Below are 18484 nucleotides of genomic sequence, written 5' to 3' on the forward strand. Positions count from 1 at the left end.
TGAAGTAGGTTTTCTCGCGCCGTACCATGTCTGCAGGCATGGTAGTGCACGAAGAAACCCACTTCACATGATCATTTAGGAGTGGTGGTCAGCTCCAGGCGAGGGCGTTGCCGGGGTCCTCGAGGAGTGACGCGACGTCGGAGAGGAACCGCGATCCTTGCTCGCCGTCGACGAGCCGATGGTCGAACGACAGCCCCAACGTGGTGACCCAGCGCGGCTTGATCTTGCCCTTGTGTACCCACGGCTGCTGACGTACCGCCCCGAACGCCAGGATCGCGGCCTCACCCGGGTTGATGATCGGAGTGCCGGTGTCGACCCCGAACACCCCGACATTGGTGATGGAGATGGTGCCGCCCATCATGTCGCCGGGCGGAGTCTTTCCTTCCCGGGCGGTCGCGGCCAGCTGATTGATGCCGGTCGCCAGTTCGCGTAGCGACAGTTCGTGCGCATCCTTGATGTTCGGCACGACCAAGCCGCGCGGCGTGGCCGCCGCGATGCCCAGGTTCACGTAGCGCTGCACGACGATCTCGCCGGCGTCGTCGTCCCAGCGGGTGTTCACCTCTGGCGTGCGCGGAATGGCGATGCACAGCGCTCGCGCGACGAGGGCCAGCGGCGTCAGCTTCACATCCCGGAACTCGCGCGATTCGCGCAACCGCTCCGCCAGCTTCATCGTGCGGGTCACGTCGACGGTCACGAACTCGGTGACGTGCGGCGCGGTGAACGCGGACTGCACCATCGCCTCGGCGGTCTTCCTGCGCACCGAGCGGATGGGGAGCCGCTCCTCCCGGTCCTCCCCGTGCCAGCCGAGACCGGACGGGACGCGTTCGCGGGCCGGCTGGGCCGATGCGGTCGCCGTCTCCGCCTCCGTCGGTGTCGGAGTGGATACGGCCGCGGCGGCGGTGTGCACGTCGTCACGGGTGACGGTGCCGTTCGGTCCGGTGGGAGTCACCGTGGAGATGTCGACGCCCAGATCCTTCGCGAGCTTCCGCACGGGTGGTTTCGCCAGGACTCGCGGCCGTGCGCCGGTCGCCGCACCTTCTCCTGCGGCGTCCCCGGCTCCGGCTGGCTCGCCGTTTCCGGTCGACGGTCGCTGCGGCGTGCCGTTGGTGTCAGAGCGTCCTTGACTCGGCTCCGTACCCGGCTTGCGCGGCCGGCGCTTGGCCGACGCCGTCCGCGGACCGTAGCCGACCAGGACGGGTTGACGTTCCGGCTCAGCCGGCTCGGCCGGCTCGGTGGTCTCCGCGGATGTGGGCTTGGCCGGTTGCTCGGCCATACCCTCGCGCTGCTCGGCGGTCCTTTCGGCCCCCTCGCCCGGCGCGCCGACGTCCTCGACCGGCTTGCCCTCGCCGGTGCGGACGGAGATGATCGGGGTGCCCACGGGCACCGTCTGTCCCTCCTCCACCAGCAGGCCCTCGACCACCCCGGCGTACGGGCAGGGCAGTTCGACGAGTGACTTGGCAGTCTCGATCTCGACGATGATGTCGTTGACCTTGACCGAGTCGCCGGGCTTGACCTTCCAGGAGACGATCTCCGCCTCGGTCAGACCTTCTCCGACATCGGGCAGGTTGAACTGCGAAACGCTCACGCTCGTCGTCCTTTCCTCACGCTTTCAGTACGCCAGGGCGCGGTCGACTCCGTCGAGCACGCGATCAAGGTCGGGCAGGTAGTCGTCTTCGATCCGGGCAGGCGGATATGGCGTGTCGTACCCGGTCACCCGGACGACGGGCGCCTCGAGCGAGTAGAAGCACTCCTCGGTGACGCGGGCCGCCACCTCGGTGCCGATTCCGAGCGTGCGCTGCGCCTCATGGACGACGACGAGCCGACCGGTGCGGCGGACCGACTCGTAGACCGGGTCCAGGTCCAGCGGAGACAGCGTGCGCAAGTCGATGATCTCCAGGGAACGCTCCTCGTCCTCCGCCGCGACGGCAGCCTCCAGGCACGTCTTGACCATCGGGCCGTAGGTGGCGACGGTGACGTCCGACCCGTCCCGCACCACCCGGGACGCGTGCAGCCCGATGCCCGGGTGGTTGTCGAGGTCGACCTCCGCCTTCTCGTAGTAGCGGCGTTTCGGTTCGAAGAAGATGATCGGGTCGTCGGCGCTGATGGCGTCTTGCAGCATCCAGTAGGCGTCGATCGGGTTGGCGCAGGTGACCACCTTCAACCCGGGCGTGTGCGCGAAGTAGGCCTCGGGGCTCTCGCTGTGGTGCTCCACGGCACCGATGCCTCCGCCGTAGGGGATGCGCACGACGATCGGCAACCGCAGCCTGCCGCCCGAGCGGAAGTGCATCTTGGCGACCTGGGTGACGAGCTGGTCATAGCCGGGAAAGACGAAGCCGTCGAACTGGATCTCGCACACCGGCCGGTAGCCGCGCAACGCCAGTCCGACGGCGGTCCCGATGATGCCCGACTCGGCCAGCGGCGTGTCGATGACCCGGTCCTCGCCGAAGTCTTTCTGCAATCCGTCGGTGACCCGGAAGACGCCGCCGAGCTTGCCGACGTCCTCCCCCATCATCAGGACCTTCGGGTCGTTCTCCATGCTGCGCCGCAGACCGGCATTGAGCGCCTTGGCCAAGGTCAGTGTGGATGCGTTGGAGGTCATCGCGAAGCCTCCTCGTCGGCGAAGGAATCCAGGTAACGGACCATCTCGTCCCGCTGAGCGAGCAGTGTCGGCGGAGTGTCCACGTACACCTGGTCGAAGATGGAGTCAGGCGCGGGGTCCGGCAACGCGCGGCATTCCCGGCGCAGCCGCTCGGCCATGTCGTCGGCCTCAGCTTCGATTTGTTCGAAGAAGGCCTGGTCGGCCATCTCACTGCGGATCATGTAGGCCTTCACCCGTTCGATGGGGTCTTTCAACCGCCAGTGCTCGAGCTCCGTATCTAGCCGGTATCGGGTGGGATCGTCCGTGGTGGTGTGCGCGCCCATGCGGTAGGTGAACGCCTCGATCAGCGATGGTCCTTCGCCGTCGCGTGCGCGTTGCAGCGCCTCACGGGTGACGGCCAGACAGGCCAGGACGTCGTTGCCGTCCACTCGGAGCCCGGGGAAGCCGAAGCCGTGCGCCCTGCGGTAGAGCGGCACCCGGGTCTGGCGTTCCAGCGGCTCGGAGATCGCCCACTGGTTGTTCTGGCAGAAAAACACCACCGGCGCGTTGTTCACGCTGGCCCAGATGAACGACTCGCTGACGTCGCCCTGACTGGTGGCACCGTCGCCGAAATACGCGATCACCGCGGCGTCCCGGTCCGGGTCTCCGGTGCCATTGGCCCCATCCCGCTGCACGCCCATCGCATAGCCGGTGGCGTGCAAGGTCTGTGCGCCGATGACGATCGTGTAGAGGTGGAAGTTGTTCTGCGCGGGATCCCAGCTGCCCTGGTCCACGCCGCGGAAGAGGCCGAGCAGCTGCGCCGGATCGACGCCGCGGCACCAGGCGACCGCGTGTTCCCGATATGTCGGAAAGACGTGATCCTGGCGGCGCAGTGCGCGGCTGGAGCCGACCTGTGCCGCCTCCTGCCCGAGCATGCTCGCCCACAGGCCGAGCTCGCCCTGACGCTGCAGCGAGACGGCCTCACTGTCGATGCGCCGGGACAGGACGAGGTCACGGTAGAAGCCGCGGATCTCGTCTGCCGTGATGTCGTCGATCAGCGCGTCATAGCGCTCGTGGGGGATCCGCTGCCCCTCGGGTGTCAACAGCTGGACGAGCTCGGGCTCGCCATCAGCCGCACCGCGGTTCGAGGTGGCCGCCGTGTCGACAGTCATGTCTCTCCTTCACGTCATCGGCGTCGCGGGGTCGCCGCGCCAGCCTGGCCGTGTTGTGACCGCCGGTCAGATGAGAGCGGAGGGTGTGCCCTCGGCTGACCGTCGGCGTTCGTGACTCACATCACGATGCTGCTACCGCCACGGTACCCAGTGCGGCGGCTCCGTGAATACTCGACTCGGATTCTCCGCACCGGTGACCGCACGGCCATCGACGCCGACACGTCGGCAACCTCATGTCTAAGCCTGCCGGTAGATGCAGGATTACGGGCTCGTTGACTTGCACAAGTTCGCCCGGCGTGGACTCATGCGACCCGGACAAGTCCTCGGGCTTCCGAGCATGTGGCTCCGGTGTGCGGACGTTGCCCGAGGTGCGGCGCCATCCGAAATTTTCGGTCGATCCGGTGTGACGTAATCGTTACGTTTTCGGTGCCTTATGGCCCTTGAGATTCCATGACGTAAACGTTTTCGTTAGTCCCGAGCACTACGCGTGCCGAGCCGGTTAAGAGGGCGATCGGCGCCCGGCCGGGCATAGGGAGGGGGAGAGATCCCATGGTTCATAAGACCCGCAAGGGTACGGCGGCCATCGGCGGCGTTGCTGCCTTGGCGCTGCTCCTGGCCGCCTGCGGCGACGATGGCGGAGATGATGGAGATAGCGGAGACGACGCGTCCGCCGGCGGCGGAGGCGACGTCGATTGCGCGGACTTCGAGCACTACACGGAGACCTACGGTGACCTTGAGGGCACCGAGGTGACCATCTACAGCACCATCACGCCGCCCGAGGACCAGTCACACATCGATTCGTACGTGGGCTTCGAGGAATGTACGGGGGTCGACGTCGTCTATGAGTCCTCGGACGAGTTCGAGGCACAGCTGCAGGTTCGCATTCAGGGCGGGAATCCGCCGGATATCGCGTATCTGCCGCAACCCGGTCTGCTGCAGACCATCGTCCGTGACACGGGCGCACCGGTCCCGGCGCCGGCCGGAGTGGAGGAGAACGTCGACGAATACTTCTCGCCGGACTGGAAGGAGTACGGAACGGTCGACGGAACTTTCTACGCCGCTCCGCTCGGGTCGAACGTGAAGTCGTTCGTGTGGTACGCGCCGTCGGCGTTCGAAGACAACGGCTACGAAATCCCCGAGACGTGGGCCGAGATGATCGCGCTGTCCGACCAGATCGTCGCGGATGGCGGCATTCCGTGGTGCCAGGGAATCGCATCCGGTGATGCCACCGGTTGGCCGGCGACCGACTTCATCGAGGATGTTCTGTTGCGCACCGCTGGCCCGGACGTGTATGACCAGTGGTACCAACACGAGATCCCGTTCAACGACCCGCAGGTCGTGGACGCGGTCAACACGGCCGGTGAGATCTTGAAGAATCCAGACTACGTCAACGGTGGTTTCGGGGACGTGTCGAGCATCGCCACCACCGACGTCAACCAGGCAGGGCTTCCCATCCTGGAGCAGCAGTGCTACATGCATCGCGCGGCGTCGTTCTACGCCCCGAACTGGCCGGAGGGCACGGAGATCGCCGAGGACGGCGATGTCTACGCCTTCTATCTTCCCCCGATTGAGGAGGAGTTCGGCGATCCGGTGCTCGGCGCCGGAGAGTTCACCGTGGCGTTCGACGACCGTCCCGAGGTGCAGGCGTTCCAGGAGTACGTCGCCGGTGCCGAGTGGGCGAACCTGAAGGCGACGCTCGGTGGGTGGGTCAGCGCCAACACCGGCGTCGATCTGGACAACTACCAGGATCCGATCAGCCGGCTCTCCGCCGAGTTGCTGCAGGACGACGACGCGGTCTTCCGCTTCGACGCGTCCGACCTGATGCCGGGCGACGTCGGCGCGGGCTCGTTCTGGACCGGCATGGTGGATTGGATCACAGGTGCCGACACGGAAACCGTTCTGACCCAGATCGAGGAGAACTGGCCGGAATGATCCACGGCTCAGCCGTGATCATTCGGTCGCTGACCCGGGTGTCGCGGGGCCGGTCGTGTCGCGTCCGGCCCCGCGGCCGTATCACAGGTGGAATCTATGGATACCGCTGAGAAGCTCGTTCAGATGCTCATCGCCGTTGCACTGTTCGGTGGTGTGATGGGCTTTATCCTGCTCGTGGTGGGACGCGTCCGTGGGCGCACCGACCTGGTGCAGTCGCTGGCCTTCGTCGCCCCTGCCGTGCTCCTCCTTGCGGTCGGGCTGCTCTATCCGGCGGCACGGACGGCATACCAGTCGTTCTTCGACCGGACGACCGAGGCGTTCGTCGGGTTGGACAACTACAGTGCGTTGTTCGAACGCGACGACTTGCTCATTGTCTTGCGCAACACGCTGTTGTGGGTGCTCGTGGCGCCGGTGACCGCGACCTTGATCGGCCTGGTGTACGCGGTGCTGGTAGACAGGTCCCGGTTCGAGGCATTCGCCAAGGCCCTGATCTTTCTTCCGATGGCGATCTCGCTGGTGGGCGCCTCGGTGATCTGGCGGTTCATGTACGAGTACCGCCCGGACCAGCAGAACATCGAGCAGATCGGCCTGATCAACCAGTTCCTCGTCTGGTTGGGCTTTGAGCCGCAACAGTTCATGTTGAATGCACCACTCAATACGTTCCTGCTGATAGCGATCCTGATCTGGGTGCAGGCCGGGTTCGCGATGACGGTGCTGTCGGCCGCGATCAAGGGAATTCCACAGGACATCGTCGAGGCCGGGCGCATCGACGGGTTGTATGGCGTGAAGCTGTTCCGTTACGTCACCGTGCCGAGCATCCGACCGGCGCTGATCGTTGTCTTGACGACGATCTCCATCGCGACGCTGAAGGTCTTCGACATCGTCCGCACCATGACCGGCGGTCAGTTCGAGACCAGCATCGTGGCGAATGAGTTCTATACGCAGAGCCTGGTCCGCGGCAACTACGGGCTCGGTGCCGCCCTGGCGATGGTGCTGTTCGTGATGGTGGTTCCGATCGTGATCTACAACGTTCGACAGCTGCGAAAGGCGGACATCCGATGAACGCCGTGACGACCACGCCGCAAGCCCACGGAGGTCCGGAATCCACCGCCGTCGTCTCGTCCGCCGCTCGAGCGCGGAAGCGGCTGAGCTCCCCCGGTGCCTCGACGGCGGCGATCATCATCGCGGTGCTGTGGACGCTCCCGACATTCGGCCTGCTGCTCTCGTCGTTCCGTCCCGAGGACGACATCAAGGGCAACGGGTGGTGGAACTGGTTCACCGATCCCGAGCTCACCTTCGAGAGCTATCGTGAGGTGCTGTTCGGCAGCCAGACGGAGCTGTCGACGTACGTGGTGAACTCCATCGCGATCACCGTGCCGTCTGTCGTCATTCCCGTGACGCTGGCGTTGCTCGCCGCGTACGCATTCGCCTGGATGAGGTTTCCGTTCCGGGACAGCCTGTTCGTCGCGATGTTCGCGCTGCAGATCGTTCCGATTCAGATCGCGCTGGTGCCGCTGCTGCAGATCTTCGTCGATGTCGGTCTGAACGGGACGTTCTGGCCGTTGTGGATCGCACACTCGACGTTTGCGTTGCCGTTGGCGATATACCTCCTGCACAATTTCATGCGCGACGTTCCCGCCGAACTTGTGGAGGCTGCCCGCGTGGACGGGGCCGGGCATGTGAAGATCTTCGGCACGATCATGCTGCCCTTGATCATGCCGGCGATCGCCGCCTTCTGTGTCTTCCAGTTCCTCTGGGTGTGGAACGACTTGCTGGTGGCGTTGACGTTCGCCGGCAGCACGTCGGACGTGGCACCGCTCACCGCGCGGATCGCTGAACTTGTCGGAACCCGGGGCACCGAGTGGCACCTGCTGTCTGCGGGCGCGTTCGTCTCGATGGTCATCCCGGTGATCGTCTTCCTGGGCCTGCAGCGCTTCTTTGTCCGAGGGCTGTTGGCCGGCAGCGTGAAGGGCTGAGAGGTTGGGCGGAACCTAGGAGGCGTGCGGTGACGGGGATCATCGACGTGGCGGCGCGTGCGGGGGTGTCCGCGACCACCGTGTCGCGCGCCCTGCGTGGGCTGCCCGGAGTGTCGGACACCCGCAGGCGGATGATTCGAGACATCGCGGCTGAGATGGGCTACGTGGCGTCACCGAGTGCCGCCGGTCTCCCCACCGGCCGGACCGGTGCGGTCGGCGTGGTATCGCCGCCGGTAGCCAGTGGCTGGTACTTCACTGCGATCGCGGAAGGCGTTCAGGAGGTGATCTCCGGCGCGGGCTATGACGTACTCCGGTACGGCCTGACCCACATCGAGACCGAGCGGCGGCACGCCGTCGACACCCAATTGTTGCGCAAGCGCGTCGACGGACTGGTCGTGCTGAGTCTTCCGCTTACGCCTGACGAGGTAAACGCGTTGGTGACGATGCAGCGGCCAGTGATCGCGGTCGGGCCCGTCATGCCCGGGATCTCGACGGTGCGGATCGACGATGTCGAGGTGGGCCGTACGGCCGTGCGTCATCTGGTGAACCTCGGCCATCGGCGGATCGGTTTCGCGGGCGGGGATCCAGGTCATAGCCTGGGCTTCCCCGTGGCGCCGGACCGGCAGCAGGGCTATGAGGAGGTGCTGCGGGAGGCCGGCATCGAGCCGGACCCGAAGCTCGTGGCTCCAGCCAAATTCATCGCCGAGGCCGGCGTACAGGCGTATGCCGAGTTCAAGCGGCGTGGCCCACTGCCTACGGCTATCTTCGCTGTCTCAGACGAGGTAGCGATGGGCGTCGTGCACGCCGCCCGGGCGGACGGTGTGCGCATGCCCGAGGACCTTTCCGTGGTAGGCGTCGACGATCATGATCTGGCATGGGTATTCGGCTTGACGACGGTGGCGCAGCCCGTGCGAGAACAGGGGCGGATCGCTGCGGACTCACTTCTGGAGCGGATGCGCACGTTCGGCACAGCGACGTACCCCGGCGTCGAGGTGACCACGATGCCGACCGAGCTGATCATTCGTTCCAGCACGGCGCCTCCGCGCGCGGCAGCTCACCGGTGAACCGGCCGGCGGGATCTGACTGCGCAGGACGCTCCTCAAGTGTCCGGCGGCTCCCGTAACGTTGGGAGGATGACGGAGAACGACGCGGAAACCCGGCAACCCCCGACGCCTTTTCACGACCTGGATACGTACTTAGCGCTGCCGCGGGTCGGCGGATTGACACTGTCCCGCGACGGTAGACGTCTGGTGACATCCGTCGCCACCCTGAACCAGGACAAGACGAAATACGTCACGGCGCTCTGGGAGATCGACCCGGCCGGGGCGGGCCCCGCGCGTCGGCTCACCCGTAGCGCCAAGGGAGAGAGCGGCGCCGCCTTCCTCCCGGACGGCTCGCTCCTGTTCTGCTCGGCGCGTCCAGACCCGGACAGCACGGACGACGACGAGCTTCCGATGCTGTGGCTGCTGCCACCCGGCGGCGGCGAGGCACGCGTCGTGGCCAAGCGTCCCGGCGGCGTGGGCGGCGTCGTGGTGGCACGCGAGCGGGGCACGGTGCTGGCGTCGTCGTCGACCTTCCCGTCGTCGAGCGACGAGGCGTCGGAGGAGTCCACGCGCAAGGAGCGCAAGGAGAAGAAGGTCTCCGCGATCCTCCACGAAAGTTATCCGGTGCGCTACTGGGACAGCGACATCGGCCCGGACTCGCCGCGGCTGTTCGCGGGTGCGCTGACCGATGACGACGATCCGCTGGGCGGTCCGGTTGTCGAACTGCGTGATCTGACGCCCGACGCCGGGCGTGCCCTGCAGCGCGCCGACTATGACATCAGCCCGGACGGCGGCACGGTGGTGACCACGTGGAACACCCCGGCGCGGGGCGGCTACCGGCAGGCTCTGATGGCGTTGGACACCGGCACCGGCGATCGGCGGATGCTGGCCGAGTCGCCGACCGCCGAGTACGGCGCGCCACGCATCAGCCCGGACGGGCGCAGCGTCGCAGCGATCCGGGAGCGGGACACGGCGTCGGATGACCCGGGCGATCGCACGCTCGTCGTCATCTCTCTAGAGGACGGAACCGTACGGGAACTCGCCGCCGGGTGGGATCGGTGGCCGGCATCGACGCCGCAGTGGACTCCGGACTCGTCCGCGGTGATCGTTGTCGCCGACGAGAACGGACGCGCGCCGATCTTCCGCGTCAGCGTGCCGAGTGGCGAGGTCACCCGGTTGACCGCCGACGACTTCGCGTACAGCGACGTCTGCGTGTCTCCGGACGGGCGGCACCTGTACGCGATGCGTACCTCATACCTCGAACCGATGACGCCCGTCCGGCTCGCCGCCGACATCGCCGATCAGGAGTCGGCCCCGCTGCGCGGCCCCGCGCCGTCGCTCAACCTTCCCGGCCGGCTGGATGAGATCGAGACACAGACCGCCGACGGCGTGCGGGTGCGGGGCTGGCTGGCGCTGCCGGAAGACGCCTCGGCGACGAATCCGGCGCCGTTCCTGCTGTGGATTCACGGCGGGCCGCTCAGCTCATGGAATTCCTGGTCGTGGCGGTGGAATCCGTGGCTGATGGTCGCTCAGGGCTACGCCGTGTTGCTGCCCGACCCGGCGCTGTCCACCGGTTACGGGCTCGACTTCATCCGTCGTGGATGGGGTGCTTGGGGGCAGGAGCCGTTCACCGATCTGATGGCGATCACGGACGCGACCGTGGCCCGGCACGACATCGACGAGAATCGGACGGCGGCCATGGGCGGCTCGTTCGGTGGCTACATGGCGAACTGGGTGGCCGGGCACACCGACCGGTTCGACGCGATCGTCACCCATGCCAGCCTGTGGGCGCTGGACCAGTTCGGTCCCACCACGGATGCGTCGTGGTACTGGATGCGGGAGATGACGCCGGAGATGGCGGCGGCCAACTCGCCGCACCTCAGCGTCGACGCGATCGAGACGCCGATGCTGGTGATCCACGGAGACAAGGACTACCGGGTGCCGATCGGCGAGGCGCTGCGGCTCTGGTTCGAGCTCGCATGCCGGGCGAAGGACGACGACGGCGGCATGCCGCACAAGTTCCTCTACTTCCCGGACGAGAACCACTGGATCTTGACGCCGCAGAACGCGAAGGTCTGGTACCAGACGGTGCTCGCGTTCCTCGCCCACCACGTGCTCGGCAAGGACTGGGAGACGCCTCCGCTGCTCTCCTGATTCCCCAGATCGTCAGCCGTCGGGTCGGCCATGACCGGCCCGACGGCTGACGATCAGCGGCGACGAGCGGTGATCAGGTGTGACCAACGAAGATCAAGTGTGACGGGCGGCGATCAGCTGCGCCCGGTGCGGAGGCTCTCCAACCAGGAGGAGGCGTCGCGGAAGTCTTCGTTCGTCATGCCGCGTCCGACGGGCGGCCGCACCCCGTCCGCCCGCGGATACGACCCGAGGTACCGCACGTCGGCGCAGACCCGCCGCAGACCCATGAGGGCCTCACCGACGCGCGCATCGGCCACGTGCCCCTCGGCGTCGACGACGAAGCAGTACCTGCCCATGCCGTTGCCGGTGGGCCGGGACTCGATCCGGGTCAGGTTGACGCCCCTGGTGGAGAACTGCTCCAGGATCTCCAACAGGGCGCCGGGGTGGTCGTCACGGATGTAGGCGACCAAGCTGGTCTTGTCGGAGCCGGTGGCGCGCGGCGGACGGCCGGGGCGGGTGATGACGACGAACCGGGTGACCGCGTCCTCGTCCTCGCCGATCCCTTCCGCCAGCGGTACCAGACCGTAACGTTCAGCCGCGATGGGCGCGGAGATGGCGGCGTCGTAGGGGTGGCCGTCGGCGCCGACCGTCTCGTCGGCGACGGCGCTGGCCGCCGCCGATGTCGAGGAGCCGAGCGCGACGGATGCGTCGGGCAGGTTCTTGCCGAGCCAGGTCCGGCACTGCGCCTCCGCCACCGGGTGCGTGATGATCCGTCGCACCGATGGTAGGTCGGTGCCCGGCCGGGCCATCAGGGTGAATGTCACCGGCAGCAGGAACTCGGTGGCGACGACCACCGGTTCGCCTCGGATCAGCTCGTCGAGTGTGGTGTTGACCGAGCCTTCGACGGAGTTCTCCAGCGGGACGACGCAACCGGCGATCTCACCGGACCGGACGGCGTCGATGGCGGCGTGCACGCTGTCGAACGGGTCGAGCCGTGCACCCATCAGCGTGGGGATGCGTCGGCTGGCGGCCTCGGTGAAGCTCGCCTCGGGACCCAGGTATCCATAACGGTCGGCGGTGACAGGCACCCTCAAACTGTATCCCGCCCCACCCCATGATCATGAACACTAAGCGTTCAAATAGCACGGTAAGTGTTCATGATCATGGGGAGGTTGATATGCGGTTGCCGTCGACGGTGCGGTCACCGCTACGCTCTGAAACGTGCTAGATCTCCGAGTGATCCGCGACGATCCCGACCGTGTCCGAGCCTCGCAGCGGGCTCGCGGTGAGACCGAGGAGGTGGTCGACGAGCTGCTCGCCGCCGACGAGTCTCGCCGTGCATCGCTTGCCGAGTTCGAGCGGTTGCGAGCCGAGCAGAAGAGCCTCGGCAAGGAGATTCCGCGCGCTTCCGGCGACGAGAAGCAGGCCCTGCTCGACCGGGCCAAAGACCTCGCCGCTGCGGTGAAGGCGGCCGAGGCAGCCGCGGACGGCGCTCAACGGCGGCTGGACGAGCTTGCCATGGTCCCGTCGAACATCATCATCGACGGCGTGCCGGAAGGCGGCGAGGACGACTACGTCGTGCTGCGGGAGGTCGGTGAGCGGCCGGACCTGGAGAAGGTCCGTGACCACCTGGAGCTCGGCGAGAGCTTGGGCGCCATCGACACGGAGCGCGGCGCGAAGGTGTCCGGTTCGCGCTTCTATTTCCTCACCGGCGTGGGAGCACAACTGGAGCTGGGCATCCTCAATCTGGCCATGAGCAAGGCCGTCGAGGCCGGCTTCACTCCGGTCATCACCCCGACGCTGGTGCGGCCGGAGATCATGGCCGGCACCGGATTCCTGGGTGCACACGCCGACGAGATCTACCGGCTGGAGCGGGACGACCTCTACCTGGTCGGGACCAGCGAGGTCGCACTGGCCGGGTTCCACGCCGACGAGATCGTCGATCTCTCCGACGGTCCGTTGCGGTATGCCGGCTGGTCGGCCTGCTATCGCCGCGAGGCCGGGTCGCACGGCAAGGACACCCGCGGAATCATCCGCGTGCACCAGTTCCACAAGGTGGAAATGTTCAGCTACTGCCGCGAAGAGGATGCGGCTGCGGAGCATGAGCGGCTGCTCGGCTGGGAGGAGAGCATGCTCGGCGCGATGGAGTTGCCCTACCGGGTGATCGACGTCGCCGCGGGAGACCTCGGCTCGAGCGCGGCTCGCAAATTCGATTGTGAGGCATGGCTGCCCTCGCAGTCGCGCTGGTTGGAGCTGACGTCGACGTCCAACTGCACGACCTTTCAGGCGCGGCGGCTGAACATCAGAGAACGGGCGGAGAAGGGTACTCGGTCCGTGGGCACGCTGAACGGAACGCTGGGCACGACCCGGTGGCTGGTGGCCATCCTGGAGAACCATCAGCTGCCCGATGGCTCGGTGGCGGTTCCGCAGGCACTGCGTCCGTACGTCGGCGGGCGGGACGTGCTCGAGCCGGTGCGCGCCGGCTGAGCCAGTGCGTGGGACGTTCTGCGGAACCGGCGAAGGCGTAGAATCGTTCGTATTCAGGCGGGCTTGTCACCAGATCAGGTGATATGCCCTGCATGGCCGGATCTATCCACGCGCACCCGGCGGGGCGCTGTATGCCGTTCGTGCCTTACAGTGGCTCCACACGGGGGTGAGGTGGTCGTTTCTTATTTCTAGTGTGAAGGACGTAAACACGATGGCAGATTCGCTCAAGGATGTCCTGCTCGCGCCGGAGCGTCGTCCCGAAGTGATCAAGGACGTCGAGGCCCTGGTCGATGCGGAGGTCGCGGAGAAGAGTGGCGTCAGCGGCCTGGCTGTGAAGAGCGGCTACGCCCTGATCAAGAAGGTCAACTCGTCGTTCGTGTCCGACGCGGTGGACAGCATGTTCGAGAAGTTCGTGGAGCGGCTGGAGCCGTTCTACGCCGACTTCAAGGCCTCGGGCTCCGGGTCGTTCGCCGACCATCTGGTGGGCAACTCGTCGGACGTTGCGGACGCGCTGCTCGGCGTCACCGATGAGCGTTCGGCGGGTTCCCGACGGGAGAGCGTCAAGAAGGTCTACAACAAGCTTCGCCCCCAGGCGAAGAAGCACGTCGAGGACGCACTGCCCCGCCTGGGAGCGCTGATCGAGAAGCACATCGCCGCGGTGAACGCCGGCTGACGCCTGTTCAGCCCGTCATCCGTTTCACAGGTACATGCCGGAGCGCTGCTCGCCTTCGCCGCCAGGCTGTCCCGGGCCACCAGGCTGGCCGGGATGGACTTGGACGCCGGGCGGCAGCGCTCGGCGCATCTGCTCCAGCTGTGCGCGCGCGGCCATCTGCTGCGCGAACAGCGTCGTCTGAATCCCGTGGAAGAGACCTTCCAGCCAGCCGACGAGCTGCGCCTGGGCCACCCGCAGTTCCGACTCCGACGGCACTTCTTCCTGGTTGAACGGTAGGGCAAGCCGCTCCAACTCTTCGACCAGTTCGCTGGCCAGACCGTCTTCGAGTTCATCGAGCGATGTGCGGTGTATCTCGCTGAGGCGTCGCCGGCTGGCTTCGTCCAACGGGGCAGACTTCACCTCCTCGAGCAGCTGCTTGATCATGCTGCCGATGCGCATCACTTTCGCCGGCTGTTCGACCAGGTCAGTGAGGGAAGTCTGGTCGTCCTGCTCGTCGGATTGCGCCGATCCTACGGCCATGCCTTCCGGGCCGACGACGAGGACTCTCGATTTATCCTCGCCCTGTGGGGCGTCTTGTTCAGCGTTTTCATTCGACTCCGTCATGCCTCCATCTTGACGCACCGCGGGGCCCTCGCAAACGGCGCGTCCGTGAACTGCGAGAGCCCCGCCGGTGGTCCGCGCCGACCTAGACGGCGCCGAGGGAACGCCAGTAATCGTTGAGCGCGCCGTTGACCTTGACGAACCAGATGATCCCGCCGACGAACGGCACGAACAGCCAGCAGCCGGTCCAGCCGCTGACCGGCGGCGCCTGGCCGGCACGCTGGTACATCTGCCCCACCTCATAGGCACTGACGAAAGCGCCTACGCCGAGCAGGCTGATGAGCAAGCCGAGCCCGCCGCCCAGTCCGGTTCCGGTGTGCTGTTTCATCTCTTCGAAGACCTTGAAGAACCACACAAGGCCGGCGATGCCTAGCGTCACGATGAAGAGCAGGATCCACGTACCCGTCGCGCGGACCTGCCCGATCGGTCCGAAGCCGTACGGCGCGTACGCCGGTGCATACTGCTGCGCCGCGTATTGCTGGTCATACGCAGCCTGACCGTAGCCGGGCTGTTGGTATGCCTGCTGCTGGTAGGCGTTCGGGTCGTAACCCGTCTGACCGTAGCCGGGCTGCTGGTACGCGTTGGGGTCGTAGCCGGGCTGCTGATAGGCGTTGGGGTCGTAGCCGGGCTGCTGGTACGCGTTGGGGTCGTAGCCCTGCTGCTGGTACGCGTTGGGGTCGTAGCCGGGCTGCCCGTAGCCGGGTTGGCCGGGCTGTTGATAGCCGTATGGGTCGTGACCTGGCTGCTGCTGATAGGCGTTGGGGTCGTAACCCGGCTGCTGCTGATAGGCGTTCGGGTCGTAACCCGGCTGCTGCTGGTAGCCAGGCTGCTGGTAGCCGGGCTGCTGGTAGCCGGGCTGCTCGTATGCGGGCTGCTCCGGATACGGTTGATTCCCGCCGGGCTCCTGGCCCGATGGATCATCGGCATGCTGCTCTGGAGGCTGAGTCATTATGGTCTTCTCCTTGTCGGCACAAGATGTCACACGTTAGCCGCGCTCGAAAGGTGGGTCAACGCAGCGCGTCGCACGCGCCCACGGCGGTCGCAGCCGCCTGAAAGCGTCGCCCAGACGCACGAGATATGCGTGGCCACGAAAGAGTGTGCCGCAGATCTCTACACGTGAGCTACACGGTCAAGATGACCTTGCCGACGTGGCGGCCTTCCTCCACGAGCCGATGCGCGTCCGCGGCCATGCTCATCGGAATCAGGCTATCTATCACCGGCGCGACAGCGCCGTTCTCGATCAGCGGCCACAGCCGCTCCCGAACGTCCGCAACGATCGCCGCCTTCTCCACCGGAGGCCGGCCACGCAGCGTCGTGCCGATCACCGATGCGCGTTTGCCCATCAGCGCCTGCAGGTTCAGCTCCGCCTTGCGGCCGCCCTGAAGCCCGATGACCACGATCCGACCGCCAGTGGCCAGTGCATCGATGTTGGCCTCGAGGTACTTGGCACCGATGATGTCGAGGACGACGTCGGCGCCGTGTCCGCCGGTCGCATCGCGGACCGCCGCCGGGAACTCCTCTTCGCGGTAGTTCACCAGTATGGACGCGCCGAGCTCGGCACATCGGTCGAGCTTCTCCCGCGTGCCGGCCGTCACCGCCACCGTCGCGCCGAGCGCGACGCCTACCTGGATGGCCGCCGTGCCGATGCCGCTCGCGCCGCCGTGCACCAACAGGACATCCCCGGATACGAGACCGGCCGCCATGACCACGTTCGACCACACCGTGCACATCACCTCCGGCAGGCCGGCGGCGCTCACCAGGTCCACGCCCGCCGGCACCGGAAGAAGCTGACCAGACGGAACGGCGACGCGCTCGGCATACCCGCCACCGGACAACAAAGCACAGACCCGGTCTCCGGGTGACCATCCGCTGACGGCGGAGCCGACCTCCCGGACGGTGCCGCTGCACTCTAAGCCCGGCCATTCAGGTGCGCCGGCCGGTGGCGGATAGTGCCCTTGGCGCTGCAGCAGGTCGGCGCGGTTTACCGCGGAGGCCGCTACGTCGAGCAGCACTTCGTCCGGTGCGCACTCCGGATCAGGCACGTCGCGCCATTCGAGCACTTCCGGATCGCCCGGCTCGGTGATGACCACCGCCCGCATCAATCCTCCTCGGGCTCGGCGGACGTCGTGGCCGCCGGAGCCGACCGGTTGTCCGCACTGTCGAGTGTCGGTGCATCCGCGACCGGGCCGGCATCCCGTTGCGGCCACTCGGCGGCGAGTTCCGCAGCGGCTTCGACGGCCGCGTCTACCTCCGCGGAGCCGCCTCCCCTGATGGCGGCGGCGTAGCCGGCGATGAACGCGGTGATCGGGGCCGCCGGCCGCTCGACATTGTGCGCCGCGTCCTTGGCCAGATCGAGGATGGCGCTGGTGTCGACGTCGTCGACGGGTACGTCCAGTTCCTCGCACAGAGCGGCGATCCAGGCGTCCAAGGTCATTCGTCTTCCTTTCGGTCACGGCTGTCCAGGCACCAGCGTGCCAGGTCGGCGGGCGTGTCGATGTCTTGCCCGGCAATGCCGTCGGCGAGTGTCGCGATCCGCAGGTGGGACAGCAGCCGGCGAAGAGGTTTGCCGTTCGGGTCACCGACGGCGCGGAGCGCATCCGCCAGCGGGCCTCGCCGGTAGACGGCGGTCAGCGGCTGCAGCCGGCCGTCGGCGTCCGTCAGTAACACGGCGTCCGCCTCGGAGCCACTCAGGGCCGCAGCCAAGCGCGCCACCACGTCGGTGGTCACCGACGGCAGGTCCGCCGCCAGTACCGTGACCTCGGAGACGGGAAGCCGCAGGGCGCTGAGCCCGGCGGCGAGCGCCGCCAGCGGTCCAGACCCGGGTGGCTCCTCGATGGTCCAGCGGACCTCGGCCTGGACCGGGCGCGGCGTACCGACGACGACGATCTCCGCACAGCCGGAGCAGGCGGCGACGGCGGTGTCGAGCAGGGGCCGACCAGCGACGACGAGACTCGGCTTGTCCACACCGCCCAGCCGCCGGCCTGCACCCCCGGCCAGGATCACCGCTCCGGTGGTCGTCACGGCTCACTGCCGGCCGCGCCGTCCGGTCCCGCGTATGCCGGCCATGCGCGACGATGCTGCAGGGCGGGGTTACGCTCGCGGGCCTCGGCGAGCCGATCAGGCCGGATCTCGCCGGTGACGACGCCGGCTGCCTCCCCGGCGGCGGCAACGGCGATACCCATCGGGTCGACCAGCATGCTCCGCCCGGAGTAGGCGCGACCGCATTGCGCCGCGGCGGCCACGTAGACGGTGTTCTCGATGGCCCGCGCGCGTACCAGCGTCTCCCAGTGGTCCTCCTTGAGCGGTCCGCGGACCCACGCCGCTGGAACCACCAGGGTCTGTGCGCCCGCGTCCACCAGGGCCCGGGAATGCTCCGGGAATCTCAGGTCGTAGCAGGTCAGCAGGCCGGCGTGAAGGCCGCCCAGATCGACGACGACGGGCCGCGGTTCGCCCGCCGACAGCCGATCGGACTCACGGTAGCCGAACGAGTCGTACAGGTGAGCCTTCCGGTAGGTCGTCCGCAGTTCCCCGTCCGGACCGACGACCACAAGCGTGTTGAAGGGGCGATCGTCGTCGCCCGACCGTTCGAACATCCCGCCGACGACGGCCGCACGCTGCCGCTTCGCCAGCGCGGACAGCGCCGTCACGAACGGTCCGTCGAGGTCTTGGGCTGCCGGGCCGAGTAGCGTGGTGGGTGTGCCGAAGTCGTGCATCACCGCCTCCGGCAGCACGATCAGCTCGGCATCGAGGCCGGCCGTGAGCCGCTCGATGGTCGTGAGGTTCGCATCCGGGTCGGTGCCGGCTGCCATCTGTACCAGAGCGACGCGCATGTCCCCATTCTGGTGCACCCACGAACGAAACGAGCCGCGCCCCGGGGCCTCCAACGGACA

17 protein-coding genes are annotated in these 18484 nt (G+C 67.1%); 7 read left to right on the plus strand and 10 right to left on the minus strand.

Annotated elements, in window-relative coordinates:
• Positions 1-88: 88 nt before the first annotated feature.
• The 3 genes from G1H10_RS02400 to pdhA are packed head-to-tail and all read right to left on the minus strand — an operon-like array spanning position 89 to position 3750.
• On the minus strand, positions 89-1585 hold the full coding sequence (locus G1H10_RS02400; RefSeq protein ID WP_163732203.1) for a dihydrolipoamide acetyltransferase family protein: 1497 nt from the start codon (positions 1583-1585) through the stop codon (positions 89-91).
• A gap of 24 nt (positions 1586-1609) precedes the next feature.
• Positions 1610-2599 carry an alpha-ketoacid dehydrogenase subunit beta gene (locus G1H10_RS02405; RefSeq protein WP_163732206.1) on the minus strand — a complete coding sequence of 330 codons (990 nt, stop codon included), beginning with the start codon at positions 2597-2599 and terminating at the stop codon, positions 1610-1612.
• Positions 2596-3750 carry a pyruvate dehydrogenase (acetyl-transferring) E1 component subunit alpha gene (gene pdhA, locus G1H10_RS02410; protein ID WP_163732208.1) on the minus strand — a complete coding sequence of 385 codons (1155 nt, stop codon included), beginning with the start codon at positions 3748-3750 and terminating at the stop codon, positions 2596-2598. Before pdhA ends, G1H10_RS02405 begins: the two co-directional genes overlap by 4 nt.
• Before the next feature lie 549 nt (positions 3751-4299).
• Here pdhA and G1H10_RS02415 point away from each other — a divergent pair.
• From G1H10_RS02415 to G1H10_RS02435, 5 genes are all read left to right on the plus strand, one after another.
• Positions 4300-5682 (plus strand): ABC transporter substrate-binding protein, encoded by a 1383-nt coding sequence (locus G1H10_RS02415; RefSeq protein WP_163732210.1) that lies wholly within the window; start codon positions 4300-4302, stop codon positions 5680-5682.
• 96 nt (positions 5683-5778) lie between these two features.
• Positions 5779-6744, plus strand: a complete 966-nt coding sequence (locus G1H10_RS02420; RefSeq protein WP_163732214.1) for a carbohydrate ABC transporter permease — start codon at positions 5779-5781, stop codon at positions 6742-6744.
• Positions 6741-7658, plus strand: a complete 918-nt coding sequence (locus G1H10_RS02425) for a carbohydrate ABC transporter permease (RefSeq protein ID WP_163732217.1) — start codon at positions 6741-6743, stop codon at positions 7656-7658. Before G1H10_RS02420 ends, G1H10_RS02425 begins: the two co-directional genes overlap by 4 nt.
• A 29-nt stretch (positions 7659-7687) precedes the next feature.
• Entirely contained in the window at positions 7688-8722 is a 1035-nt protein-coding gene (locus G1H10_RS02430) for a LacI family DNA-binding transcriptional regulator (RefSeq protein WP_163732220.1), read from the plus strand.
• Between the two features lie 69 nt (positions 8723-8791).
• The gene (locus G1H10_RS02435; protein WP_163732223.1) at positions 8792-10855 is read left to right on the plus strand and encodes a S9 family peptidase; all 2064 of its coding nucleotides are present in this window, start codon (positions 8792-8794) and stop codon (positions 10853-10855) included.
• Between the two features lie 113 nt (positions 10856-10968).
• On the opposite strand, the gene pheA is transcribed toward G1H10_RS02435, so the two are convergent.
• Complete coding sequence (gene pheA / locus G1H10_RS02440) at positions 10969-11922, minus strand: prephenate dehydratase (protein ID WP_163732226.1); 954 nt, start codon at positions 11920-11922, stop codon at positions 10969-10971.
• A gap of 133 nt (positions 11923-12055) precedes the next feature.
• Here pheA and serS point away from each other — a divergent pair, with 133 nt between their 5' ends.
• Positions 12056-13321: a serine--tRNA ligase gene (gene serS, locus G1H10_RS02445; protein WP_163732229.1), complete on the plus strand. Its 1266-nt coding sequence runs from the start codon at positions 12056-12058 to the stop codon at positions 13319-13321.
• Positions 13322-13532: 211 nt separating this feature from the next.
• Positions 13533-13994, plus strand: a complete 462-nt coding sequence (locus G1H10_RS02450) for a DUF6918 family protein (RefSeq protein ID WP_163732232.1) — start codon at positions 13533-13535, stop codon at positions 13992-13994.
• A gap of 24 nt (positions 13995-14018) precedes the next feature.
• Here G1H10_RS02450 and G1H10_RS02455 read toward each other — a convergent pair whose 3' ends face one another.
• From G1H10_RS02455 to G1H10_RS02475, 6 genes are all read right to left on the minus strand, one after another.
• Entirely contained in the window at positions 14019-14597 is a 579-nt protein-coding gene (locus tag G1H10_RS02455) for a bacterial proteasome activator family protein (RefSeq protein ID WP_163732233.1), read from the minus strand.
• A gap of 82 nt (positions 14598-14679) precedes the next feature.
• On the minus strand, positions 14680-15543 hold the full coding sequence (locus tag G1H10_RS32220; RefSeq protein ID WP_216852820.1) for a DUF4234 domain-containing protein: 864 nt from the start codon (positions 15541-15543) through the stop codon (positions 14680-14682).
• Between the two features lie 172 nt (positions 15544-15715).
• On the minus strand, positions 15716-16693 hold the full coding sequence (locus tag G1H10_RS02465) for an NAD(P)H-quinone oxidoreductase (protein ID WP_163732236.1): 978 nt from the start codon (positions 16691-16693) through the stop codon (positions 15716-15718).
• Positions 16693-17028 carry a DUF6457 domain-containing protein gene (locus G1H10_RS32225; protein WP_216852821.1) on the minus strand — a complete coding sequence of 112 codons (336 nt, stop codon included), beginning with the start codon at positions 17026-17028 and terminating at the stop codon, positions 16693-16695. Before G1H10_RS32225 ends, G1H10_RS02465 begins: the two co-directional genes overlap by 1 nt.
• Positions 17025-17615: a molybdenum cofactor guanylyltransferase gene (gene mobA, locus G1H10_RS32230; protein WP_216852822.1), complete on the minus strand. Its 591-nt coding sequence runs from the start codon at positions 17613-17615 to the stop codon at positions 17025-17027. Before mobA ends, G1H10_RS32225 begins: the two co-directional genes overlap by 4 nt.
• Positions 17612-18424, minus strand: a complete 813-nt coding sequence (locus tag G1H10_RS02475; protein ID WP_163732239.1) for a carbon-nitrogen hydrolase family protein — start codon at positions 18422-18424, stop codon at positions 17612-17614. The genes mobA and G1H10_RS02475 overlap by 4 nt, the downstream gene beginning before the upstream one ends.
• Between the last annotated feature and the right edge of the window lie 60 nt (positions 18425-18484).

The sequence above is a fragment of the Phytoactinopolyspora halotolerans genome (assembly GCF_010550675.1).
Taxonomy (GTDB): Bacteria; Actinomycetota; Actinomycetes; order Jiangellales; family Jiangellaceae; genus Phytoactinopolyspora; species Phytoactinopolyspora halotolerans.